Source organism: Tenacibaculum xiamenense, from assembly GCF_964513065.1.
Lineage (GTDB): Bacteria > Bacteroidota > Bacteroidia > Flavobacteriales > Flavobacteriaceae > Polaribacter > Polaribacter xiamenense.
Genome location: NZ_CAZEQU010000042.1, coordinates 544,691 through 567,246 on the forward strand (window position 1 = coordinate 544,691; position 22,556 = coordinate 567,246).

The following is a 22,556-nucleotide window of genomic DNA, read 5'->3' on the forward strand; positions in this document are numbered from 1 at the left end:
ATTTAATAGGTGTAAAAATAATAATTTCTTATAATAATCCTCTTCCAATTTTTACCATAGCGTTTGAAGCTAGATATTCTTTAGCTAATTTATCTAAAACACCATTGATAAAATGACCACTTTTGTTGGTAGAATAATCTTTTGCAAGTTCAATATATTCATTAATGGTTACCCTACTAGGAATTGAAGCAAAATGTAAAAACTCCGTAACGGCCATTTTAATCAATATCATATCAACGTCGGCTATTCTATCGGTTTCCCAATTAGGAGTCTTTTCTTTAATATCGTTCTCGTACTTATGATGATTTAATATTGTTTTGTTAAATAGATCAGAAACAAATTGTTTGTCATCATCATCTTTATATAAACTACCAAGTATAAACGGATTCTTTGGAGATTGTTTATTTAAGGTTTTTAAAATCCAAGTATTTACAAAAGGCATATCGTCAACCCATGAAATCATTTTGTCTTCAAAGTAGTCAGCTATTTTCTCATTAGGAGCAATAATATCTCTGAAGAAATTAATAACAAAACTACGATCAACATTGTATGAGTCTTCTACAGTATCCATGTACTTTTTGTAAAGATCACTTTCTAATAGTTGATCTAAAATAATTTTCACATACTTGTCATCTAAATCCCAATAGTTAAGTTTATTCAATTCAATATACCCCTCTAAGCTAACGCTTTCGGTTAGAATGTTTAATAAACGATTATTAACGAATTTTGTGTTTGGATTTAAATCTTCTTTTGTGGCAAGAATTTTCTTTTTTGAAAGCTCTATTCTTTTCCGAGCTAATTTTTGTACTTCTACAAGTAACTGTAAATTTAAAACATATAAATCAAACATTTTTTGAATGCTATGCTTTAAAAATTTTTCTTCTCTAACTAAGTCTTGACTGTTTGACTGCTGCATTGCATAAACAGATTGCATTACCTTAACTCGAATATGTCTTCTATTTATCATTTTAAAGAACTTTAAAAAAAGAGAGCGATAGATTAATTTCTAACGCTCTGCAAAAGTAAAAATTTTATTCTTTTTATATTAGCTATTTAGCTCTTTTTTACGTGCATCAATTCTAGATTGAGCAATGTTAAATGCCGCTTTATGAGTGGTAATGTTTTCTTTTTCGGCAAGATTAAATATTTCCAATGTTGTATTGTAAATATTTTCAGTTCTTTTTAAACTTTCTTCTTTACCATATCCTGCTACTTCAGCGTAAACATTAATAATACCTCCCGCATTAATTAGGAAGTCAGGAGCATAAGCAATACCTCTTTCTTGTAATAACCTTCCGTGTCTTACTTCATCTTCTAATTGGTTATTAGCAGCACCAGCTACAATTTTTGCATTTAATTGACTAATAGTTCTGTCATTTAAAGTTGCACCCAAAGCACAAGGAGCATAAATATCAACATCTAAACCATAAACATCGTTACCTAAGGCAACATTAGCGTTGTATTTTTTACTTAGTTCCTCTAAACGTACTTCGTTGATATCGTTAAGGATAACTTGACCACCTTCATCAGTAATATGTTTCACTAAAGTTTCACCAACATGACCTACACCTTGAACTAACACTTTTTTACCTTCTAAGCTATCAGAACCAAATTTATATTTAGCAGCTGCTTTCATTCCAACATAAACACCATAAGCCGTCACAGGTGATGGATTACCAGAACCGCCAATTGATTCAGAAACTCCAGTTACATGAGGAGTTACTTCTCTCATAATATCCATATCACGAGTTTCCATTCCTACATCTTCAGCAGTAATATACTTTCCACTTAAAGAGTGAACAAATTCACCAAAACGCTTCATCAACTCATCGTTCTTCTGTGTTTTGGCATCACCAATAATAACGGCTTTTCCTCCACCAAGATTTAAACCACTAATGGCTGACTTATAGGTCATACCACGAGATAAACGTAATACATCATTTAAAGCTTCCCATTCATTTTTATATTGCCACATTCTAGTTCCACCTAAAGCTGGTCCTAAAGTTGTATTGTGAATACCAATTATTGCTTTTAAACCTGTATCTTCGTCGTTACAAAAAACGATTTGCTCATGATTGTCGAAAGATAATTGACCAAAGACTGGGTCGTTTTTAAGATCTTTAGTATCAATGATTTCTGATGTCATTTGTTATAAGTTTAGTTTTGAGTTTATTTCGATAATCCCAAAAAATTAGGGGTCAAAAATATGAAATCATCAAAACATAATCAAAAAAAGGTTACGTAATTATTAAATCTTTAACGGTTTAAAACCGTTTTTGGGGTAAAAAAAGATAGAGTTTGAAAGCATTACAATATTTAAATAAGTATTTTTTTAAGTATAAATGGAGATTATTGGGTGGTATTATTATTACCATTTTATCTAAATTTTTGGCATTAAAAATTCCAGTAATAATTAGAAATTCTCTAAACTCAGTAGAGGATTATTTAAATGGAAGAATTACCGATTTAGCCGTTGTTAAAAAGGAATTACTATATGATGTGTTGCTAATTGTTGGTGTTACTTTGGTTGCTGGTTTTTTAACATTTTTAATGCGTCAAACTATTATAGTAATGTCAAGATTGATAGAGTTTGATATAAAGAATGAAATTTATAAACAGTATCAAAGATTATCTATTAACTTTTATAAGAAAAATAGGACTGGAGATTTGATGAACCGAATTAGTGAGGATGTGTCGAAAGTTCGTATGTATTTTGGACCAGCAATCATGTATAGTTTAAACATGATTTTGTCGTTTATAGTTGGGTTTACTCAAATGTACAGCATATCACCAAAGCTAGCATTGTATACAATGATTCCTTTTCCAGTGCTCTCCGTTTCAATTTTTGTACTCAGCAAGCAAATTAATAAGAGGAGTACCATTGTACAACAATACTTATCGAAACTGACAACATATAACCAAGAGTTTTTTTCTGGAATTAACGTTGTAAAGTCTTATGCAATAGAAAAGGCTGTAATCGCTAATTTTGATCAGCTAGCGGATGTTAGTAAAGAAAAGAATATTGAATTACATAAAGTCCAGGCGTTATTCTTTCCATTAATGATTCTTCTTATTGGAATCAGTAATATTATTGTTTTGTATGTTGGAGGACAACAATACATTGATGGGAAAATTCAAATAGGTGTTGTTGCAGAATTCTTTTTATATGTGAATATTTTAACATGGCCAGTAGCTATAGTTGGTTGGGTTACATCGATTGTTCAACAGGCAGAAGCTTCTCAACAAAGAATCAATGAGTTTTTAGAGCAGGTTCCTGAAATTCAGAACTCATTGGAAGAGCCAACTAAAATTAATGGACGTATTCAATTTAAGAATGTTTCATTAACTTATGATGATACAAATATTGAAGCTCTTAAAAAAGTTAGTTTCGAGGCTAAGCAGGGCGAAACAATTGCTGTTTTAGGGAAAACAGGAAGCGGAAAGTCGACTTTAGTAAACCTAATTTCTAGACTATACGATTCATCGGAAGGTGAGGTATTGATTGATGGTGTTGATATAAAAGACTGTAATTTAAACGATGTTAGAAGCCAAATTGGCTTTGTTCCTCAAGACCCTTTTTTATTTTCGGATACTATTGAAAACAATATAAAATTTGGAAAGGCTGATGCTACCAAGGAAGAAATTATTGAAGCTGCTAAAAGTGCCGTTATTCATGACAATATTATTGGATTCAAAGATGGATATCAAACAGTTTTAGGAGAAAGAGGAGTAACATTGTCTGGAGGACAAAAACAACGTACATCAATAGCCCGAGCAATTATTAAGGAACCGAAGATTTTAATTTTTGATGACTGTTTATCGGCGGTAGATACTGAAACTGAGGAGAAAATACTATCGAATTTAGAAAGAGTATCAAAAGACAAAACAACATTTATTATAAGTCATAGAATTTCATCAGCTAAAAATGCAGATAAGATTATAGTTCTAGATAGTGGAAGAGTAGTGCAGGAAGGCGTTCATAATCAATTGATAGAAGAGGAAGGGTACTATAAAGAGTTGTATGAACAGCAACTTTTAGAAAAAGAAATATAGCGAATCGCATTGTCAAGTGAAATATTTTGTTAGATTTGTTGAGCAATTCTAAACAAAACAACTATTATTTATTACTTAAGATAAAGAATTATGAGCGAGAGAGTAGAACAAGAAGAAATTTTTTCACAGGTTTTAAGAGCAGGAAGAAGAACATATTTTTTTGATGTGAGAGCTACAAAAGCAGATGATTACTACTTAACTATAACTGAGAGTAAAAAATTTACTCATGATGATGGATCTTTCCATTACCAAAAACATAAAATTTACCTATACAAAGAAGATTTTACAGATTTTAAAGAGATGCTAGAAAAAGCAACTGGATATATTGTAAAAGAAAAAGGTGAAGAAGTTATTAGTGAGCGTCATCAAAAAGATTACAGAAAAGAAGAAGTAGTAGAAGCTACAACAGAGAGCTTTACTGATGTTTCTTTTGAAGATATTTAATAACTATTTACATAGTTATTAATACTTATGAAATAGGTCGAAAAATTTTCGACTGAAAATTCAATTCAAATTCAATTTACACAATTAAAATCACCTTGTGACTATGTCACTAAGGTGATTTTTTTATATAATTCGCTTCATTACCATCGCTTTTTCAGTGGTTTCTTCCCACTCTCTTTCGGGAATACTATCTTTAGTTATTCCTCCTCCAATATAGATCATAGCTTTACTGCTTTTAACTTCCATGCAGCGAAGATTTACGAAGAGTTCAGTACTTTTATTAATATTCAATTCTCCTAAAAAACCCGTATAAAAAGAACGTTCATAGTCTTCATTTTCAATGATAAACTGCTTAGAAGCTTCTTTAGGTAGCCCGCATACAGCAGGCGTTGGATGCAATGTTTTTATTAATTTTGAATGTGAAACAGCTAATTGACCTTGAATTTTTGTTTTTAAGTGTAGTAATGTCCCTGCTTTAATAGTTTCTGTTTTATTGGCATTTAAGGTGTCACATAGAGGTGTCAGCTTTTCAATAATATAATCTGTAACAAATTGTTGTTCTTCAATTTCTTTTGAGGTCCATTTAGGAGTGATGTTTTCGATATAGGGAAGAGTTCCAGCCAAAGACATAGTTTCGAAGCTATGATCATTAATTTTAACCAAAGTTTCAGGTGTAGCTCCTAACCAAAGACCAACCTTAGGGTGAAACCAAACATAAACAAAAGCGTTTTGGTAACTATTTAACAAGGTATCAAACAGCCTTAAAATATTAGTATCATCTTTAAGATTAACAGTCTCTTTTCTTGATAATACAACTTTCTTGAATTTACTATTTCGAATGGCATGGATACCTTTTTCAACTAAGTTAACATGAGATTCTTTGGAATTATAATCTTTTGAATTAGCAGTTTTTGTAATAGATATATTACTCCCTGAATAAAATTCTTGCAATAAAGTTGAGTTTTCTTTTGGGATAATTATAGTTTCTTTTTTATCATCAAATGGAGCAAAAACAAAACCACTAGAGTTTAAATTTTTATCAAGGTACAGGTTATCATCATTTTGAAAAAAAGAGGAAATAACAGTATCATTAGGTTTTCTGTAGCAAACAAAAGGGTGTTTCTTAATCAAAGATTTTTCAATATTCTTAAAAATATTCAATACTATAGGTTTAAAAGTTGTTGTTTTATGTTTGAAAATTGACTCCAAATTAAATCATGTCCTGCATCCTTCAAAGTGATTAATTGAAATTGCTCTTTAGGAAAATGATTTAACAAATACTCAGAATTACTGTAGGGAACTATCCAATCTGCATCTCCGTGAATACTGATGATATTATTTGGATTTACTTTCCAATTACTTTCAAAATTCATCAAGTCTTTTTGATGAGACATTTTTTCTTTAGAAGCTTCTTTCCAAATATCAGGAACTAACCATCTAGTTAGCTTCCATTTGTAAAAATTGAGCATCCAAGGCATAGGTTCTACTTTACTATAAACTGCTGGAGCAAGTAATACTAGATTCGCTATCTTTTTTTTGCTAGCCAAAGTGATTGGACCACCGTATGAGTATCCAGCTAATATTATAGAGTCACTCATTGTTTCAGAAATTAAATTATCGAGTAAGTCCCTTTCGAAAGCAATACTTTCCTGAACGGGGTTTTTGTCTTTATAATTGTAGCCTATTCTGTCATATGAGACCATGTTGTACTTTTTAACAAGATCTTTATCCATCATGTATCTTGAAAAGTCCATACACGAGCCAATAGTGCCATGAACAAAAATTAGGGTTGGTAAGTTGCTATCGGAAATGATACTTAAAACACGGTATGAAAAGTTTTTATATGTTTTATGCTCTAAAATTGGTTTTACAGGGGCTTCTTTAAAGCTTTCAATTACATCCTCATCAGATTTAGGAGAGGTCATAGTAACGAATAAAATGTACATCCCTACTACTAAAAGCAGTAAGAGAATACCCAAAATTTTTAAAACCTTTTTTATAGTTTTCATAGAGTAAATATCAAGTTATGAAAAACATAATACCTTTATTATTTTTTATCAAGTACAATATTTGTGAGTTTACAAACAGAAATTAGATTTTCATCTTCATCTACAATTCTAATTTCCCATAAATGGGTAGTTTTACCTTTATGAATAGGTTTGGCAGTTGCAAATACAGTTCCTTCTTTTTTACTTTTTACATGATTAATACTTAATTCTAAACCCTTTACAATTTGAGTTCTTGTGTCAGCAAACAAAAATCCTGAAGCGCAACTACCAACAGTTTCAGCCAAAGCAGCAGTAGCTCCTCCATGAAGTAACCCAAAAGGTTGATGTACTTTTGGAGTAACTGGCATTTTCGCAGTTAAGAAGTTATCTCCCACATTGGTAAACTCAATATTTAAAGTTTCCATAAGGGTATTTCTGTTTAAACCATTTAACTTATCGAGAATTTTTTGCTTATCCATATAACTTGAGAAATATCGCTCAAAAATACGTATTTTTGTAACCATAAAAAATTACCAACATGTATAAAGTTCGAGCGATATTAGATACGGAGGAAGATGTGATTAGAACCTTGACTATTAATGAAAACCAATCTTTAGAAGATTTGCATTTTTCTCTAGCTAAATCTTTTGGTTTTGACGGTCAAGAAATGGCGTCGTTTTATATTGCTGATGCCGAATGGAACCAAGGAGATGAAATTCCTCTATTTAATATGGCAGAAGTAGGAGAGGGGGTTTCAATGGCAACATGCGTTTTAAAGGATACACTACCGAATAAAAATGATAAGCTAATTTACGTTTATGATTTTTTCAATATGTGGACTTTTTATGTTGAATTGGTAGATGCTTCTAACGAAGCAATAGAAGATTCAAAAGTAATTTTAGCCGTAGGTGAAATGCCTAAAGAAAACGAAAATAATACATTCGATATTCAGGATCTTTCAAAAGATTTGGATAATGATTTTAACGATGACTTTGATGATTTTAATAATTTTCAAAGTTTAGATGATATAGATTTAGATAAATATTAATGGCACAATTTATAAAGCTTTATAACGAGAACCCGAACCCAAAAGAAATAGATAAAATTGTAAAAGTTTTACAAAGTGGTGGAATCATAATTTATCCAACAGATACTGTTTACGGATTGGGATGTGATATTACAAATTCGAAAGCTTTAGAAAAGATAGCCAAAATCAAAGGAGTTAAACTAGAAAAAACAAGTTTTTCTTTTGTTTGTAATGATTTGAGTCATTTATCAGATTACGTAAAGCAAATTGATACTCCAACGTATAAGATTTTAAAAAGAGCCTTACCTGGACCTTATACTTTTGTTTTACCGGGAAGTAATTCATTACCAAGAGCTTTTAAAAAAAGAAAAACCGTTGGAATTAGAGTTCCTGATAATAATATTGCTAGAACAATTGTTGAAGCTTTAGGAAATCCGATTGTGTCAAGTTCTATTCATGATGAGGATGAGATTATAGAGTACACTACAGATCCAGAGTTAATTTTTGAAAAGTGGCAGAATATTGTTGATATTGTTATTGATGGTGGTTATGGAGATAATTTGCCTTCAACAGTAATAGATTTAACAACGGATGAGCCAGAAGTTATTAGAGAGGGAAAGGGAAGTTTAAATGTTTTGTAACGATTTTCTAATAAAATTCCCAAACGATACTGGGCCAATTTATCAGGAAACAATTGAAGGACGTTTACCTGTCGAGCCTTTTAATACATTTAGCAACCTTATTTTTGTTGCCATTTTAATCTACTTCGGAAGAAAGATTCGTAAAAATCCAAAACAACATCCTTTTTTCTTATTTGCAATTCCTGTAATATTTGCCAGTTGGATTGGTGGAACTATGTTTCATGGAACTAGGAGTCATCAATTTTGGTTAGTGTTGGACTGGTTGCCAATTATGCTTGTTTGCCTTGGTGGAATTATTTATTTTATTGGAAAAATTAAGAAAAAATGGTGGCAACGATTGATACTCTTTATTGGGTTTTTAGTTCTTTCAATAGTTCCAAGAACGCTTCCTTTACCAAGAGAATATAAAATATCTTTTGGATATGTCGTAACAGCGTTAACAGTAATTGCACCTTTTCTTTGGTATGCATTTTTGACTAATTGGAAAAATAGTAGAGATATTTTCTTAGGTATTTTCTTTTTCGGAGTTGCAATTACATTTAGAACACTCGATAATTTAATCGAACTTTTACCGATGGGCACTCACTGGTTATGGCATACCTTTGGAGGTGTAGCAGTTTTCTTTATGTTGAATTATGTATATAAAGACAGAGAAATAGTGGTGTAAATTATTGAAGGTCCTTGTATTTTTTTTTGCCTAAAATAAAATGTTGCCAAACAACAGAGGTATGTAAGTTGTAGTTTGCTTTTTTCTGAAGTTTTCTTCGTTTTCCTAGAAACTTAAAAAAGTTTTTGTAAAAACTTAAATGCGCTTTTAAAATAGCTAAGGTGTGTATAGGACGTAATTCCACTGCGAATTTAATTCCTGCAATTCCATCTAAGATAAGTCGAGAAAAAACCACAAATAAGAACCAACGTTTTGGTACGTTCTTTACAACATTTAATAAGCTATTTCTAAAGTTTAAAAATGTCTTATGAGGATTACTTTCTTGTAAAGTTGCACCACCAACATGATATACTGTTGAGCTCCCTACATATTTAATATTATACCCTTCATTTTGAGCACGCCAACACAAATCTATTTCTTCCTGATGCGCAAAATAGTCTTCGTCAAAACCACCTAATTTATGGTATACCTCAGAACGAATGAACATACAAGCTCCAGATGCCCAAAAGATTTCCGTCGTATCATTGAATTGCCCGGTATCGGTTTCTAAGAAATTAAAAACTCTTCCACGGCAATAAGGATATCCATATAAATCGATAAAACCACCACCTGCACCAGCATACTCAAATTTGGTTTTGTCTTTAAAATCCAAAAGCTTTGGTTGAATAATAGCAATATTATGATCGTTTTTATAAACTTCAGCGATGGGGGTCAACCAATTTTCAGTGACTTCTATGTCCGAATTTAATAAACAATATACATCCGCTTGAATATGTTGCAGAGCATCATTATATCCTTTAGCATAGCCTCCATTGACTTCATTTTGAACAATTTTAACAGTAGGAAAGTGTTCTTTTATGTATTCAATAGAAGTATCAGAAGAAGCGTTGTCCGCCACATAAACTTCAGCTTCTTTTGAACTAAAGTTTACAACACTAGGTAAAAATTGTTCCAACAATTTTCTCCCATTCCAATTTAATATGACGATTGCTATTTTCAAGACGCCAAAAATACATTTTTAAAGTGAGTTATAATCAGAATAAAAGGTTAATTTGTTGAAGGTTCTGATTTTAATCTAAAAAGAAGATTGGATTATGAGTACTCAGGAATATCTCTTAAAAAAACATAACGTTCGTTTTCTGAATCCAGCATGCAATAAAAATGTTCTAAACCATTAGTTACAACTAAAAAATCGGCATTAAGTTTTAAATTATATCGGGCAATTTGATCAAAAGTTGCTTGGGTAATTTTAATCTTTGGAGCTTTACATTCTACAATTATATTTGGAGTACCTTGTTTGTTAAAAATTACAATATCCGTTCTTTTTTTCAATTGATTAATGGTCAGTTGTTTTTCAACAGCAATTAAAGAAGCCGGGTATTTTTTTACTTCCATTAAGTACATTACAAAATGTTGCCTTACCCATTCTTCTGGAGTTAAAACCAAATATTTTTTTCTTAAGCAATCAAAAATAAGCGTCTTATTTTCGTTACTTTTGAGCTTGAAATTAAAGGTAGGTAAGTTTAATTTTTGCATTGTTCAAAAGTACATGATTTTTTCTACTTAATAGCTTCTTACAAAACGGGATTTAAATTTATGAACGAGGTAACACATCTTATTAGCGATATAAAAAATGGGAATTATAAACCTATTTACTTTTTAATGGGAGAAGAGCCATACTATATCGATAAAATTTCTGAATATATTGAAAATAATGTGTTGGATGAATCCGAAAAAGGTTTTAATCAAGTGGTTATGTATGGGCGTGATGTTTCTATTGAAGAGATAGTATCGTCTGCAAAGAGGTTTCCAATGATGGCAGAGCATCAAGTGATTATAGTAAAAGAAGCGCAAGATTTAAGTAGAACTATCGATAAGATTGAAGCTTATGCTAATCAACCTCAGCCAAGCACTATCTTGGTTTTTAATTATAAATACAAAAAGCTAGATAAGCGTAAGAAGGCTTATAAAGCTATTTCCAAGAATGGAGTTTTGTTTGAAAGTAAAAAACTCTATGAAAATCAGGTTGCGGACTGGATACGTAAGGTTTTAGGAGGAAAAAAATATAATATAGAACCTAAAGCTGCTCAGATGCTGGTGGAGTTTTTAGGAACGGATTTAAGTAAAATCAGTAATGAGCTGGAAAAGTTAGTTTCTATTTTACCTTCGGAAACTATTATCAACCCTCAACATATTGAAGAAAATATAGGGATTTCAAAAGACTTTAATAATTTCGAGTTACGTAAATCGGTTGGAGAGAAGGATATTGTAAGAGCAAATAGAATCATTAATTATTTCGCTCAAAATCCAAAGAATAATCCTTTAGTTATGACTATTTCATTGCTGAATAGTTTCTTTACCCAGTTGTTAATGTATCATGGTTTAAAAGATAAATCAAAAGCATCAGTAGCGAAAAACTTAGGAGTGAACCCTTATTTTGTTGATGATTATGTTACAGCAGCTAGAAATTATCCTATGAGAAAGGTATCGCAAGTGATTGCTCTATTAAGAGATGCAGATATGAAAAGCAAAGGGGTAGGAGGAAATGCTCTTTCACAGGCTGATATATTAAAGGAATTACTTTTTATGATTTTACATTAATTTTAATTTGTAAAAGAAAAATTCCAAGAGAGAATTAGGTTTACGGAATTCGTTTTTACAGAACCATTTCTATATACTGGTATATTGCTAGTATTCATTAGTCCAAAATTATCTCTTATTTCAATGATAAAAGAATTGGAGTCATTAATTTTGAATTCTTTACCTAATCCTAGAGATATTCCAAAGTTAACAGCTTTTAGTCCTTCAGAATTATCAATCTGATTATTTTCAGCTATAGTTTTAGAGCTAAGAAGTATTCCGACAAATGGACCTCCATTAACAAAAAATCCATCGTGGTTATATTTGACCATCAAAGGAATTGTTAAATATGTAGTTTTGGCATACGATGTTAATTTGCCATTTGGTAGCCCATTAGTGTTTATTAATTCACTTATCAGGCTTGACTTCATTCGTTCATAGTTCAATTCAGTTTTTAGAGAAAGGTTTTCTGTAAGTAGATAATTCATACCAACACCTACTAAGAAATCAAATTCAGAATCAAGTTGATTTGCGAATTCATTTCCAAATAAACTTGAGTAAGTTAAACCTGCGTTTATCGAGAATGTTATGTCCTTTTGAGCGAAAGTTTTGTTTGTTAGAACTAATGTTGCAAAAAATAACAATACATATTGCTTTTTCATAGTATTTATTGATTTATGGTTTTCTTTTAAGGGAGCAAAAATAATATTTTCACCGATTCCTTAATTGAATAAAATCAATTTATTTGAAGTCTTGTTTTTTCAGAGAATAACCTTAGTTCAACCAGTTATATTTTTCAAAAATTTGAACTCCTTTATTTAGTAAATAGCCGTAATGTTTTAGAGGTCTATTGAAAAGTCCTATGTAGGTAATGTTATGTTCTGGAAAATATACATGAAAAGCTCTAAAACCTCCTTGAGACCCCGTATGCATTACATATTTAGTTTGAACTTCGATATGTTTATACTTTAAAGTATCTCCTAGAAACCAACTATATCCAATTTTAGGGGCTTCGTCACTTTTCCAATTTTCAGGCGAGAAAATAGTTCTAGATTCTTCGGTTAATTCTTTACTAAGAAAAACATTATTCTGAATCGCTTTTTCATACTTAACTAGATCTAAAACAGAACACCAAATCCCTCCATTTCCAGCGGCGGCAAACGTAGGTACTTCACCATAATCGTATTCCTGAAATACTCCTTTTCGACCTTCGTAATAACCATGAGCTACATCAGAATCTGGAAATGATCCGTTAGTTATTCTACTATGGCTCATTCCACAAGGTCTAAAAATGTTTTCAATGACAAAATTCTGCCAAGGTTGCTTGGTAACTGATTCAATAATTAAGGCTAAGCCATTGTATGCAGGATTTGAATAGGTATATTTTTCACCAGGCTGGAATAGCAAACTATCTACTTTTTTTAATGGTTCAAAGTTGGCAGTGTCTTTAGCAGTTAAATAGAAGTTTTGATTGTTGTATACATCTCTAGCATCGGGAATTCCAGAAGTGTGAGATAAAAAGTGTTTAATTTTTATGTCTTTAGCCACTGATTTGTTTTTGAAATCAGGGAAGTACTTTAAAATATTATCGTTGATATCGAGTTGTTTTCTTTCATGCAATATTAAAATAGCATTCGAGACAAAGGTCTTTGATATTGACCCAGTGTTGTATATTGTATTTTCAGTGTTCTTTTCACCAGATACAATGTCTGAAATTCCATAGCTTTTAGAGAAAATGGTTTTATCTCCTTTTTTTACAATAATTGATCCTCCGGGTTCATTTTCAATAAAGAATTCTTTTGTAAATAAACTTTCTAATTCTGAAGTAACGGTCTTTTCAACCTTTTCTTTGTTGCATGAAATCAGAACAAGCAATCCGATTATTAATAGACTATATTTTTTCATTATGAAGTAGGTTAGTGGTTTTTATGCTTTTGGTAAATATAGGAATTTGATAATGTAAAGAGCATAAAAAAAGGTTGATATTGTTCTCTTACAAAACTATTTATAGACGTATAAAAGGAAAAACTCTGGATTAATATCCAGAGCGTTTATCAAAGAAAATTAAAAGTGGGAGGACTTATTTTCCAAAGTTATATTTCATTCTAACAGAAAAATAAGGAGCTAAATCAAAGAAATACGAATGTTTGTAATCAAATAGGGTGCTTAATTTTCTTTCCCTAAATTGAGCATTTCTTCTACTACTAAAACCTACAACAATTGGCATACTTAATCCTTTTGCTAATTTAATTTCAGGAGTAATTCCGAAAGTAGAATACTGATGAGTGAAAATCACGTTTTTTGCGTTTCTCTTTAAGAAAGCTCCTTGCCCCTTATTTTCAGCAATTACACCTATATTGAGTGTCTTGTTAAGATTGTATTTAACATTTATTTCTGCTCCTCTCAATAATGAAAAGTTTACTGAAAACCTTTTTTTCTGCGTAGTCCATTTTATATAAACAACAGGAAGTATCATTGGATAACCGAATGTGTTATTAACAGCTACTCCAAGACCAGCTTTAAAATTCGGGTTAACTTGTTTTATAAAAACAGCTCCTAAGTTTAATAATGCATTGTTCAAGCTGATTTGATTAATGTTTGAATGTACCATGTTTAAACTACCTCCAAGAATAGCCATTAAGGATAGTTTTTCGTTTAAAGGTCTTACATGAACAAGTCCTATATTGAAATTGGTAATTTCAGGAATAACATGGGGCTCAGTAAAATCGTAGTTGTTCAAATTTGTATATGTTCCCCCAAAAGCAATAGCCCATAATTTAGGTTGTCCTTTCTCATTTACAGATAGTGATAGAGGAAGGGAAATGTTTGCTTGATACACCTTGCTTTCACCTTTACTATTACCAACCCTGTTTTTTTCACTTGAACCGAAAAAGCTGGGTTTTACTTCATGCATATAATTAGAGGTGCCGAAATATTCAACTTTTAAATCGATTTGCGATATTACATTTTGGATGATTGTTGTAAAAAAGAAAATACAGAAAGTCTTTTTTGAAATTGTAAGCAACGAGTTTGACAAATAGTAAATCATTAGTGTTTGTTTTTATGACAAACAAATCATGAATAAATTAAACAGAAAAAATAGAGTTGCTAGTGGAGGAATTATGTGGTTAATGTATAAGGTTTGGTACGAATTGACTAGGTAAATGGGGTTAACTGAATAGGGGTTTTATACTTTTATAAGAAGATCTGGAAACTGGGATTGTTTCGTTTATGACCGATAAAGAAAGCGACGATTTTTGAGAGTTTCCCTTAAGTTTAAAAGAGTGATCAGGGTTTATTAAATAAGAACGATGTGGCTGAATTAAAAAAGGAGCCTGTTCTCTGATGTCACTTAATCGTGCTCTGAGAATTTTACTTTCAAGATCTTCATTCTTATAATTTATTACTACATAGTTGTCTAGTGATTTAACATAGAGCAAATCTTCTTTTGAAATAGTTAATTGATCATTGCTACTTTGGCCTTTGAGTGTTAATTCTTCATACTTCAGTTTAGTTTCTGTATTTGCGTTATTCTCGGTAAGTCTTAGGTCTTTAATTAATAAGTATCGAAGTACTGCTTTTGGAAATAAGACTAGAGGAAACAAAGGCAAGCCAATATAGTAGAAGAATAGTAAGAGTCTATTTAAAGAAAGAGGATGGTTTTCGAAAATTAAGTCAAGATAAACATAGCTTAAGATAATGCCTAAGATAGAGGAAGAAATTAGAAAAATCACTTCATTCCACAATGTCCATTTTTTTGTTTTTTTATAATAGCGATTTGAAATAAAATGAGCGCTTAAGTAACTTATAAATTTCAATAGGCCAAACCCTAAAAGAAACATTGCCTCATGTTCCCTATTAATTTGACTAAGATTAAAGGGTTGTAAGGCTATTAAGATAAAGCTTAATAGAACACCTAAAAAAAATGCGATAAATAAATGAAGTTTATAAGTAGTGTTATAAGGAAAAGGGATGCTTAAACTCATTAATTAAATTTTGATTTCTTTAACAACAAATTTAGTCCAATTTTTTATTTGAATAGGGAGGTTTTAGTGTTTAGAATATGTTAATTTTTTGCAATGAAACTTATTAAAAGAGGTATTTATAAAATCTTTAAAATTATTATTTTCGCCAAAAATAATTTATATGATTACCGTAGATCAGTTAACTGTTGAGTTTAATGGAAAGTCATTGTTTAGTGATGTTTCTTTTGTGATAAATGAGAATGATAAAATTGCCCTAATGGGTAAAAATGGTGCAGGAAAATCTACGATGATGAAAATTATTGCAGGGTTGACCAAAGCCACTAGAGGAGGAGTTCGCACACCAAAAGATACCGTGATCGCATATTTACCACAGCACTTATTAATGGAAGATAATTGCACGGTAAAGGAAGAAGCGGCCAAAGCTTTTGATACGATTTTCAAAATGAAAGCTGAAATGGATTCTCTTAATAAGCAGTTAGAAACTCGAACGGATTATGAATCTGAAGAGTATATGAAACTTATTGAGCGAGTATCTGATTTGGGTGAAACTTATTACGCTTTAGAGGAAATAAATTACGAAGCTGAAGTAGAGAAGGCCTTAAAAGGTCTTGGATTTAAACAAGAAGATTTAGATAGACAAACTTCGGAGTTTAGTGGTGGATGGAGAATGAGAATTGAGTTGGCGAAAATATTACTTCAAAAACCAGATTTAATTTTATTAGATGAGCCAACGAACCACGTTGATATTGAGTCGGTAATTTGGTTAGAAAACTTTTTAAAGAATAAAGCGAAAGCAGTTGTTGTAATCTCCCATGATAGGGCATTTATTGATAATATCACCAATAGAACTATTGAAGTTACGATGGGAACGATTTACGATTATAAAGCAAATTATTCTCATTATTTAGAGCTAAGAAAGGAGAGAAGAACGCAACAACTGAAAGCATATGAAGAACAACAAAAATTCATTGCAGAAACTAAATCGTTTATTGAGCGCTTTAAAGGTACTTACTCGAAAACAAACCAAGTAGCTTCTCGTGAGCGTATGCTTGAGAAATTAGTACTAGTAGAAATTGATGAAGTTGATAACTCTTCATTAAAGCTTCGTTTTCCTCCATCTCCAAGATCTGGTGATTACCCTGTTCGTGTTGATGGACTTACTAAGAAATATGGTGATTTAACGGTTTTTGAAGATGCTAGTTTTTCGATAGCACGTGGTGAGAAAGTAGCTTTTGTCGGAAGAAATGGAGAAGGAAAATCAACCATGATCAAAGCAATCATGGGAGAGATAGATTTTGAAGGAGAGGGAGGTTTAGGGCACAATGCTAAAGTTGGATATTTTGCTCAAAACCAAGCTTCGTTATTAGATCCTGAATTAACAGTATTTCAAACTGTAGACGAAGTTGCTGAAGGTGATGTCAGAACTCAAATAAAAAATATCTTAGGAAGATTTATGTTTGGAGGTGATGATATCGACAAAAAGGTAAAGGTGCTTTCTGGAGGGGAAAGAACACGTTTAGCAATGGTGAAATTGTTGCTTGAGCCAGTTAACTTACTAATTCTCGATGAGCCAACAAACCATTTAGATTTAAGATCGAAAGATGTAATTAAAGAAGCACTAAAACATTTCGACGGTACAATGATTTTGGTGTCTCATGATCGAGATTTCTTACAAGGACTTTCACAAAAAGTATTTGAATTTAAGGACAAACGCGTAATCGAACATTTTGAAACAATTGATGCATTCCTTGAACGCAATAATATTAAAGCCTTAAAAGAAATAGATTTATAATCAACCGCTAAGCTTTCTGTTTTACTTTTCAAAAGTAACTTTTAAACTAGGAGTACTACTTGCATGGTAGTAGGTTGTAATATTTTTATTTTCGGTTAATCCTGAAATGTCATTGAGAATTAACGGAACAGTTAAACTACTTTTGTTATACTTTAAAACTATATCATCAAAGATTTGAACTTCTGTGAGTATGGCAAAGTTTTTAAAATCAGCTTTGTCATGTGTTATTGTAACGACTTTTGGAGGGAAATTATATTCGTTACTTTCATTGAATTCTTTGTGATAAGTGTTTATTAATTCTGGATTTAGATCAAAAACCGTATCTAATATCTCGTAGGTTTTTTCACTTTTTAAGGTAGGATCAAAGGAAGAAATTAAAGCGGCATATAGTTTTATACTTTGTGGAATCATAAAAGTATCATCCTTCATTTGGCTAAAAATATTCATCATTATAGCAACTTGTTGCTCTTTTTCTAAAGCTCGTTGCATTGTTTCACTAACGACAATATCTGATCGTTGATTTTCATTGAATTTAAATTTGGAAGCGTCGGCCACAATATATTCCTGAACATAGTCATTTAATTCTAAAGTATTAATTACTTTTTTTAAATATTGGCAAGTCTCTTGATTGACTTCCATTAAAACAACTTTTAATTGATCACTTGAAAATAAATGAAGAATAGGTAGTATTAATGTAGCAAAGGGCCCAGTACCAGCATATAATACTTTAACAGCTTGCTTTTCCTTTAGTTTTTTTCTTATTGCCTTATATGTTCCTTGAACAAATTTTTTAGTCCTTAATAAATCATTAAGACATAAGGCAGCCCATTTTGTTCCTAAAGCTTTACCAGTATCGAAAAAGAGGTCGTTATCATCTTTAATGGTTGTTAAGTCTAATTCAGATAACTTGTAAACTATAGATTTGTAATTTTCTATGGTTTCTTTTAATTCAAAAAAATCAGTTTCCTCCTTAATAAGGACTTCTGCGATCATTTTTAGGTCTTTCATAGGTAGTAGTGGTAATGTAATTTCAAATATAGTTATTATAAAAAACAACATACCAGTGCAAATAATTTATCTGCACTGGTATGTTGTTTTGTTTATAGTTTAATTGTATTAAAATTTACAACATTTCACTGTTCCACTGTGTTCTCATTTCCGTTCCAATTTTTATAAACTCATCATCAAAATCATTAATTCGAAACGAACCAAAACAAACATCGGGCAAGATAGAATCTACCCTAATATGGAAATCCTCATATTTAGTTGAAAAAGAAACCCCTTTTTTTATTCCATCTTTAGCACCTTTGTCTAACTTAATTCTCCAACAAGCATACTCATAAAACTTACTCTTTTTAAATTTCTTTTCAGTATTAATAATATTTGCCGAAATTGGTTTTGTTAAAAAGTAAGTTCTCCATTGTTGAGGTATTTGCTTAATATCTAAAGGAGTTTTAACGCTGTCATTAGCGTGATTAGTTCTTTTAAAATAATAACCACCTTCATTAGGTTCTATTCCTGAATTGAAAAAATAAGCAAAACGCTGAAAGTCATTCTTTTCGTCATAATTAGCGATAGCGTTAAATTGATCAGAAAGCATATATTCTATGTTGTTCCATTTAATCAAATAAAAACGAGTATTGATCTTAGAGTCACTTTGTGAATAAGAGAAAATATCAGATTCTTTAATATTTTCAAAATTTACTACATGAGTAGCTATCTCTACTTCTTTGGGGATTAACGTAACTACATTCCCTGTTTTTTTAAAGTCTCCCAAATACTTTTTTACAGTAGTATCTCCGTTAACCCTATTAATATTCTCAGTAATCACAAATCTATTTCCTTTTAATAAATCTATACTTTTATTATAATTAATAGCACTAAAAGAATAGCTTGAAATGATTTCATTATTTTTTGAATCATTGTCAATCCGCGAACTTTTCGAGTTCCCATTAAAAGAACAGGAATTGCATAGCAGAGCACTAGTAAATAATACTATTGCGGTTAAATTTTTCATAATCCTATCATTAATCCGGTTATCACTTAATATTTATGGATGGAATTCAAAATATTTGCTAGCATTGGTCTCACTTTTTTATAAAAGCTTACGTGTATTATATATGGTTATGCTATCAAATTCCCCCTTGAATAAGACACAAATATATGGTTAAAGTCACGAATATTAGTGTTTTACACTAAGAAAATAAGGTTTGCGAAGTACGTTGTTAGAAAATGAAAGTATTACCTTAAGCTAAACCAATTTTAAGTGAGATGTTTGAATTGGTAAAAATCATCTAGGATTTGTTAGAGAAAGAATAAGGGGAATAGTAAAAAAAGCCCTCAATAAAAATGATAAATTTAAATATCAAGGGCTTTTTCCTTTTTTATTTTAACTCTTTTAGAAGGTTTTCGACAATAATATTGGCAGCAACTTTTGATCCTTTTAATGAAGGATGGAATCCGTCTTTTCCATAATAGTTAAATTTGTTAGAGTTGTCAAAGTATTCCTTCCATTCTTTACCTACTGGTAATAAAATAGCATTATTAATTTTTGCTGCTTCTGAATAGTTTTCAATTACTTTATCGAAACTCTGATAAAAATGACGTGATGGCCAAACCATGAAATAACAAAGTTGAGCATTATTTTGTGTGCAAAGATCTTTGAATTTTTTGCCCGTATCAATTAGCATTTTTCTTCCATTAGCTCTAGAGGAAGGGCCTTGTTGAATAATAACATAGTCAAATTTCTTATTCGAAATTAGCTTTTGTACTTTTCCTCCATTCCAATGATCTATTATGGCATAATTCGGATATGCAATCATTTCAACATACATTTTAACCTTTTTTTGATTTGCGGCTCGCTTTACTAATTTTGGTAAGTTGTTATAATAGGTTAAACTATTACCAATAAATAACACTGATACTTCTTTTTTCTCTTCAATAGATTGTGCAAAGCTATAGGTACTTATAAAAAGTAAAATATAGAATAGGTTTTTCATAATATAGGGGAATATAAATTGTATTATTTTGAAAATTTTTCATTCAGTAAATTCCATAATTCTGGAAAGCCATGATCATACCCAAGCGCCCAAACTCCAGCTCCAGCTAAGTTTTTCTCTTTAATCCAATCATATTTTAAAGAAAGCGATTTAACATCTTCAAACCATAATTCTTTATAGCCTGAATTTTCTTTTAATGTTATATAACTTGATTCGCTTTCAGTGTTAAATTGAACAGACGCATTGAGTCCATCAATATATTCATTTCTAATTGTTTTATAAGGAGGATTCGCAATAAATTTAGAAACTGCTGAAGGAACGGTATTTGTTGTTGTTAACCATTCTCCACCATAGTAAGGTACACCTACTATGAGTTTATCAGATGTAACCCCTTCAGATAAATAATAATTGACAGAATACTCAACTCCATTTCCAAAATCATTACTTGTTTTAAGCGGAGCAATTGGTCCGGCTACTTTACTAAAGCTGCCATAATAATCGTAAGCCATTAAAGTGTAAAAATCAATGCTACTATTGATTTTCGGAATATCGAATATATGATGCCAATCTTCTGCATATAAGCATAATGAAATCATATATTTCGGATTTTTTAATTTGAGTTTTTCGGATATCTTAACGATAAAATTATTGAACTCTGATTTTGATTCGCTGGAAACTTCTTCAAAATCAATGTTAATTCCATCAGCATTTCGATAAGCTAAAAGTTCTGCGATGTTTTCAATTAGGTTTTCTTGAGCCGTTGGGTTGTTTAGAAATTCAGAATTGTTAGAAGCACCAAAATTGGTAACACTAAGAAAAACTTTGCAGTTGTGTGCTTTTGCGCTATCTATTAACGCCGTAGTTTTCCACTGATGAATACTTTCATAGTTTCCATTTGCTGGGTTTACCGAATATGAGAAATAAGATACTCCCCAAAGGATATCAAAATTATAAGAAGTGTAGGCGGTTCCACTAGTATATGGATGCCAACCAAAAGTCTTGTATTTAGGGTTTCTTTTTCCCTTTAGAGAAGTAATGCTTACTGGTGTTCTTTGTTTAAGACTATCCCATTGACTCTCTTTGGTGAAATTAAATTTTTTATGAAGCTTTTCTTGGGAACTTCTGTAGCTTTCAAACGATGTATTTGGCGATTTTTTACTACAAGAAATAATAATAAGTAGTAGAAAAATGCTAAAAAGTGCATTTTTTTTCATCTGATGATTTTTTGCTTTTCAGCGTCAGGTGTAACTATAAATAGTTTAGGTAATTACTTGTTCAATTAACAGTAACAACTATTTTCCTATAGTTTCAAAGGGACGATGAGAGTTTTTATTTAATTGTTTGGTCTACAGCTAAAATACAAGAAATTTAATTAAATGAATTATTATTTAATTTATTCCGCAGCACTTTTTATACTTTTTTCCACTGTTACAAGGACATGGATCGTTTCTACCGACATCGATTCTTGGGATAAAAAGATTTCTACTGTCCATGTCTTGTTTGAATATTAATTCTAATTTATTGTAAAGCTTTGGGTGCTTTTTAGCTAAGAGCTTAGGCCTTTCGAAGAAATATTCACCAACAACTGAGAAGAATTCGGCTTTATTGGTTCCCCCATAAGGATTAATATCAGATTCTTCATCATATATTTCTTCCATTTTGTAAGTCATTAAATCAATCCATGGAAGCACGTATTGTTTTTCAAGTAATACTTCAGGGATTCCATCGATTCTTCCATCTAACTTGTCAATTAGATGGATAAATTCATGAATAGCAGTGTTTTGTTTATCCGATTCATTTTTAAATCCAAGATGCAATGCATTTTTTGATAGAATCATTTTATTCTCAAGAAACCCATTCCCCACCATGCCTAAAATATTTCTGTTAGGCCCCGTTCTTTCTAAATCTCGATTAAACATGCATGGGTAAAGAAAAATTTCCGAAATATTAGGATAGTGCCAATCAGGAAAATTAAAAATGGGAATTATTGCACTAGAAGCTATTAAAACCTCATCAATATCTTCAACGGAAGTATCAACACCTATAATAGTACAATTCAATAAAAACTCTTGGATTTTAAATTCGAATAGATTTTTTTCATTTAAAGTAAGCGAGTTATAAAAAGCAACATTTTTAATAAGATAAGTTCTCCAGTTAGCGGGAAAAGGCGTTATAGGAGTTTGATGTTTAGTAATTTTTTTTCTTGTTTTTCTTCTATAAATGATTAGCCCAATAAAGAGAATAGCAATTGTTGATGTTAGCATTTTTTTCTTTTTAGAGTGCAAAAATAAAGTATTTTTTTATTCTTTTTATTTCAAAGATATCTGGTTTGAATAAGTATTGTTAAATAAAAAACTCACCAAAAGGTGAGTTTTCGAA

23 protein-coding genes are annotated in these 22,556 nt (G+C 30.9%); 7 read left to right on the forward strand and 16 right to left on the reverse strand.

What is annotated here, in order from left to right; all coding sequences use genetic code 11:
• Positions 1–28: 28 nt before the first annotated feature.
• Positions 29–967 carry a transcription antitermination factor NusB gene (nusB, locus tag ACKTTV_RS22040; protein WP_408033036.1) on the reverse strand — a complete coding sequence of 313 codons (939 nt, stop codon included), beginning with the start codon at positions 965–967 and terminating at the stop codon, positions 29–31.
• Between the two features lie 78 nt (positions 968–1,045).
• Entirely contained in the window at positions 1,046–2,146 is a 1,101-nt protein-coding gene (locus ACKTTV_RS22045) for a Glu/Leu/Phe/Val family dehydrogenase (RefSeq protein WP_408033037.1), read from the reverse strand.
• A 152-nt stretch (positions 2,147–2,298) separates the two neighbouring features.
• On the opposite strand from ACKTTV_RS22045, the gene ACKTTV_RS22050 reads away from it, so the two are divergent.
• Together ACKTTV_RS22050 and ACKTTV_RS22055 are read left to right on the forward strand one after the other, a co-directional pair.
• Entirely contained in the window at positions 2,299–4,053 is a 1,755-nt protein-coding gene (locus tag ACKTTV_RS22050) for an ABC transporter ATP-binding protein (RefSeq protein ID WP_408033038.1), read from the forward strand.
• Between the two features lie 90 nt (positions 4,054–4,143).
• A complete protein-coding gene (locus ACKTTV_RS22055; RefSeq protein ID WP_408033039.1) occupies positions 4,144–4,497 on the forward strand; it encodes a PUR family DNA/RNA-binding protein in 354 nt (117 codons plus the stop codon).
• A 123-nt stretch (positions 4,498–4,620) separates the two neighbouring features.
• On the opposite strand, the gene ACKTTV_RS22060 is transcribed toward ACKTTV_RS22055, so the two are convergent.
• From ACKTTV_RS22060 to ACKTTV_RS22070, 3 genes are read right to left on the reverse strand one after another with little or no spacing between them, the layout of a single operon-like run.
• Entirely contained in the window at positions 4,621–5,658 is a 1,038-nt protein-coding gene (locus tag ACKTTV_RS22060) for a chorismate-binding protein (RefSeq protein WP_408033040.1), read from the reverse strand.
• Between the two features lie 2 nt (positions 5,659–5,660).
• Positions 5,661–6,506, reverse strand: a complete 846-nt coding sequence (locus ACKTTV_RS22065) for an alpha/beta fold hydrolase (RefSeq protein WP_408033041.1) — start codon at positions 6,504–6,506, stop codon at positions 5,661–5,663.
• A 38-nt stretch (positions 6,507–6,544) separates the two neighbouring features.
• Positions 6,545–6,964 (reverse strand): PaaI family thioesterase, encoded by a 420-nt coding sequence (locus ACKTTV_RS22070; protein WP_408033042.1) that lies wholly within the window; start codon positions 6,962–6,964, stop codon positions 6,545–6,547.
• Positions 6,965–7,023: 59 nt separating this feature from the next.
• Between ACKTTV_RS22070 and ACKTTV_RS22075 the strand changes: the two genes are divergently transcribed.
• Genes ACKTTV_RS22075 through ACKTTV_RS22085 form a run of 3 tightly spaced genes read left to right on the forward strand, consistent with a single transcriptional unit; the run spans position 7,024 to position 8,820 of the window.
• Entirely contained in the window at positions 7,024–7,533 is a 510-nt protein-coding gene (locus ACKTTV_RS22075) for an IS1096 element passenger TnpR family protein (RefSeq protein WP_408033043.1), read from the forward strand.
• The gene (locus tag ACKTTV_RS22080) at positions 7,533–8,153 is read left to right on the forward strand and encodes an L-threonylcarbamoyladenylate synthase (protein ID WP_408033044.1); all 621 of its coding nucleotides are present in this window, start codon (positions 7,533–7,535) and stop codon (positions 8,151–8,153) included. The genes ACKTTV_RS22075 and ACKTTV_RS22080 overlap by 1 nt, the downstream gene beginning before the upstream one ends.
• Entirely contained in the window at positions 8,143–8,820 is a 678-nt protein-coding gene (locus ACKTTV_RS22085; RefSeq protein ID WP_408033045.1) for a hypothetical protein, read from the forward strand. The genes ACKTTV_RS22080 and ACKTTV_RS22085 overlap by 11 nt, the downstream gene beginning before the upstream one ends.
• A 1-nt stretch (position 8,821) precedes the next feature.
• Here ACKTTV_RS22085 and ACKTTV_RS22090 read toward each other — a convergent pair whose 3' ends face one another.
• Positions 8,822–9,820, reverse strand: a complete 999-nt coding sequence (locus ACKTTV_RS22090) for a glycosyltransferase family 2 protein (protein WP_408033046.1) — start codon at positions 9,818–9,820, stop codon at positions 8,822–8,824.
• Between the two features lie 92 nt (positions 9,821–9,912).
• Complete coding sequence (locus tag ACKTTV_RS22095; RefSeq protein ID WP_408033047.1) at positions 9,913–10,356, reverse strand: type I restriction enzyme HsdR N-terminal domain-containing protein; 444 nt, start codon at positions 10,354–10,356, stop codon at positions 9,913–9,915.
• Between the two features lie 60 nt (positions 10,357–10,416).
• On the opposite strand from ACKTTV_RS22095, the gene holA reads away from it, so the two are divergent.
• A complete protein-coding gene (gene holA, locus ACKTTV_RS22100; protein ID WP_408033048.1) occupies positions 10,417–11,421 on the forward strand; it encodes a DNA polymerase III subunit delta in 1,005 nt (334 codons plus the stop codon).
• 2 nt (positions 11,422–11,423) lie between these two features.
• Here holA and ACKTTV_RS22105 read toward each other — a convergent pair whose 3' ends face one another.
• From ACKTTV_RS22105 to ACKTTV_RS22120, 4 genes are all read right to left on the reverse strand, one after another.
• Entirely contained in the window at positions 11,424–12,062 is a 639-nt protein-coding gene (locus ACKTTV_RS22105; protein ID WP_408033049.1) for a porin family protein, read from the reverse strand.
• Positions 12,063–12,174: 112 nt separating this feature from the next.
• Complete coding sequence (locus ACKTTV_RS22110) at positions 12,175–13,305, reverse strand: serine hydrolase domain-containing protein (protein WP_408033050.1); 1,131 nt, start codon at positions 13,303–13,305, stop codon at positions 12,175–12,177.
• A gap of 175 nt (positions 13,306–13,480) precedes the next feature.
• Positions 13,481–14,449: a DUF6268 family outer membrane beta-barrel protein gene (locus ACKTTV_RS22115; protein WP_408033051.1), complete on the reverse strand. Its 969-nt coding sequence runs from the start codon at positions 14,447–14,449 to the stop codon at positions 13,481–13,483.
• A 121-nt stretch (positions 14,450–14,570) separates the two neighbouring features.
• Positions 14,571–15,386 (reverse strand): LytTR family DNA-binding domain-containing protein, encoded by an 816-nt coding sequence (locus ACKTTV_RS22120; RefSeq protein WP_408033052.1) that lies wholly within the window; start codon positions 15,384–15,386, stop codon positions 14,571–14,573.
• A 160-nt stretch (positions 15,387–15,546) separates the two neighbouring features.
• Here ACKTTV_RS22120 and ACKTTV_RS22125 point away from each other — a divergent pair, with 160 nt between their 5' ends.
• The gene (locus ACKTTV_RS22125) at positions 15,547–17,178 is read left to right on the forward strand and encodes an ABC-F family ATP-binding cassette domain-containing protein (RefSeq protein WP_408033053.1); all 1,632 of its coding nucleotides are present in this window, start codon (positions 15,547–15,549) and stop codon (positions 17,176–17,178) included.
• Between the two features lie 21 nt (positions 17,179–17,199).
• On the opposite strand, the gene ACKTTV_RS22130 is transcribed toward ACKTTV_RS22125, so the two are convergent.
• The 5 genes from ACKTTV_RS22130 to ACKTTV_RS22150 all read right to left on the reverse strand — a co-directional run bounded on the left by ACKTTV_RS22130 (position 17,200) and on the right by ACKTTV_RS22150 (position 22,441).
• Positions 17,200–18,186, reverse strand: a complete 987-nt coding sequence (locus tag ACKTTV_RS22130; protein ID WP_408033054.1) for an SAM-dependent methyltransferase — start codon at positions 18,184–18,186, stop codon at positions 17,200–17,202.
• Between the two features lie 115 nt (positions 18,187–18,301).
• The gene (locus tag ACKTTV_RS22135; protein WP_408033055.1) at positions 18,302–19,195 is read right to left on the reverse strand and encodes a hypothetical protein; all 894 of its coding nucleotides are present in this window, start codon (positions 19,193–19,195) and stop codon (positions 18,302–18,304) included.
• A gap of 367 nt (positions 19,196–19,562) precedes the next feature.
• On the reverse strand, positions 19,563–20,177 hold the full coding sequence (locus ACKTTV_RS22140; protein WP_408033056.1) for an SGNH/GDSL hydrolase family protein: 615 nt from the start codon (positions 20,175–20,177) through the stop codon (positions 19,563–19,565).
• A gap of 23 nt (positions 20,178–20,200) precedes the next feature.
• On the reverse strand, positions 20,201–21,391 hold the full coding sequence (locus tag ACKTTV_RS22145; protein WP_408033057.1) for a glycosyl hydrolase family 18 protein: 1,191 nt from the start codon (positions 21,389–21,391) through the stop codon (positions 20,201–20,203).
• A 174-nt stretch (positions 21,392–21,565) separates the two neighbouring features.
• Positions 21,566–22,441, reverse strand: a complete 876-nt coding sequence (locus ACKTTV_RS22150) for a zinc-dependent peptidase (RefSeq protein WP_408033058.1) — start codon at positions 22,439–22,441, stop codon at positions 21,566–21,568.
• Between the last annotated feature and the right edge of the window lie 115 nt (positions 22,442–22,556).

Coding starts and splice junctions, on each gene's coding strand:
- nusB (WP_408033036.1), bottom strand. CDS start 967: ATGATAAATAGAAGACATATTCGAGTTAAGGTAATGCAATCTGTTTAT.
- ACKTTV_RS22045 (WP_408033037.1), bottom strand. CDS start 2,146: ATGACATCAGAAATCATTGATACTAAAGATCTTAAAAACGACCCAGTC.
- ACKTTV_RS22055 (WP_408033039.1), top strand. CDS start 4,144: ATGAGCGAGAGAGTAGAACAAGAAGAAATTTTTTCACAGGTTTTAAGA.
- ACKTTV_RS22065 (WP_408033041.1), bottom strand. CDS start 6,506: ATGAAAACTATAAAAAAGGTTTTAAAAATTTTGGGTATTCTCTTACTG.
- ACKTTV_RS22070 (WP_408033042.1), bottom strand. CDS start 6,964: ATGGATAAGCAAAAAATTCTCGATAAGTTAAATGGTTTAAACAGAAAT.
- ACKTTV_RS22075 (WP_408033043.1), top strand. CDS start 7,024: ATGTATAAAGTTCGAGCGATATTAGATACGGAGGAAGATGTGATTAGA.
- ACKTTV_RS22080 (WP_408033044.1), top strand. CDS start 7,533: ATGGCACAATTTATAAAGCTTTATAACGAGAACCCGAACCCAAAAGAA.
- ACKTTV_RS22085 (WP_408033045.1), top strand. CDS start 8,143: ATGTTTTGTAACGATTTTCTAATAAAATTCCCAAACGATACTGGGCCA.
- ACKTTV_RS22095 (WP_408033047.1), bottom strand. CDS start 10,356: ATGCAAAAATTAAACTTACCTACCTTTAATTTCAAGCTCAAAAGTAAC.
- holA (WP_408033048.1), top strand. CDS start 10,417: ATGAACGAGGTAACACATCTTATTAGCGATATAAAAAATGGGAATTAT.
- ACKTTV_RS22105 (WP_408033049.1), bottom strand. CDS start 12,062: ATGAAAAAGCAATATGTATTGTTATTTTTTGCAACATTAGTTCTAACA.
- ACKTTV_RS22110 (WP_408033050.1), bottom strand. CDS start 13,305: ATGAAAAAATATAGTCTATTAATAATCGGATTGCTTGTTCTGATTTCA.
- ACKTTV_RS22115 (WP_408033051.1), bottom strand. CDS start 14,449: ATGATTTACTATTTGTCAAACTCGTTGCTTACAATTTCAAAAAAGACT.
- ACKTTV_RS22120 (WP_408033052.1), bottom strand. CDS start 15,386: ATGAGTTTAAGCATCCCTTTTCCTTATAACACTACTTATAAACTTCAT.
- ACKTTV_RS22125 (WP_408033053.1), top strand. CDS start 15,547: ATGATTACCGTAGATCAGTTAACTGTTGAGTTTAATGGAAAGTCATTG.
- ACKTTV_RS22130 (WP_408033054.1), bottom strand. CDS start 18,186: ATGAAAGACCTAAAAATGATCGCAGAAGTCCTTATTAAGGAGGAAACT.
- ACKTTV_RS22135 (WP_408033055.1), bottom strand. CDS start 19,195: ATGAAAAATTTAACCGCAATAGTATTATTTACTAGTGCTCTGCTATGC.
- ACKTTV_RS22140 (WP_408033056.1), bottom strand. CDS start 20,177: ATGAAAAACCTATTCTATATTTTACTTTTTATAAGTACCTATAGCTTT.
- ACKTTV_RS22145 (WP_408033057.1), bottom strand. CDS start 21,391: ATGAAAAAAAATGCACTTTTTAGCATTTTTCTACTACTTATTATTATT.
- ACKTTV_RS22150 (WP_408033058.1), bottom strand. CDS start 22,441: ATGCTAACATCAACAATTGCTATTCTCTTTATTGGGCTAATCATTTAT.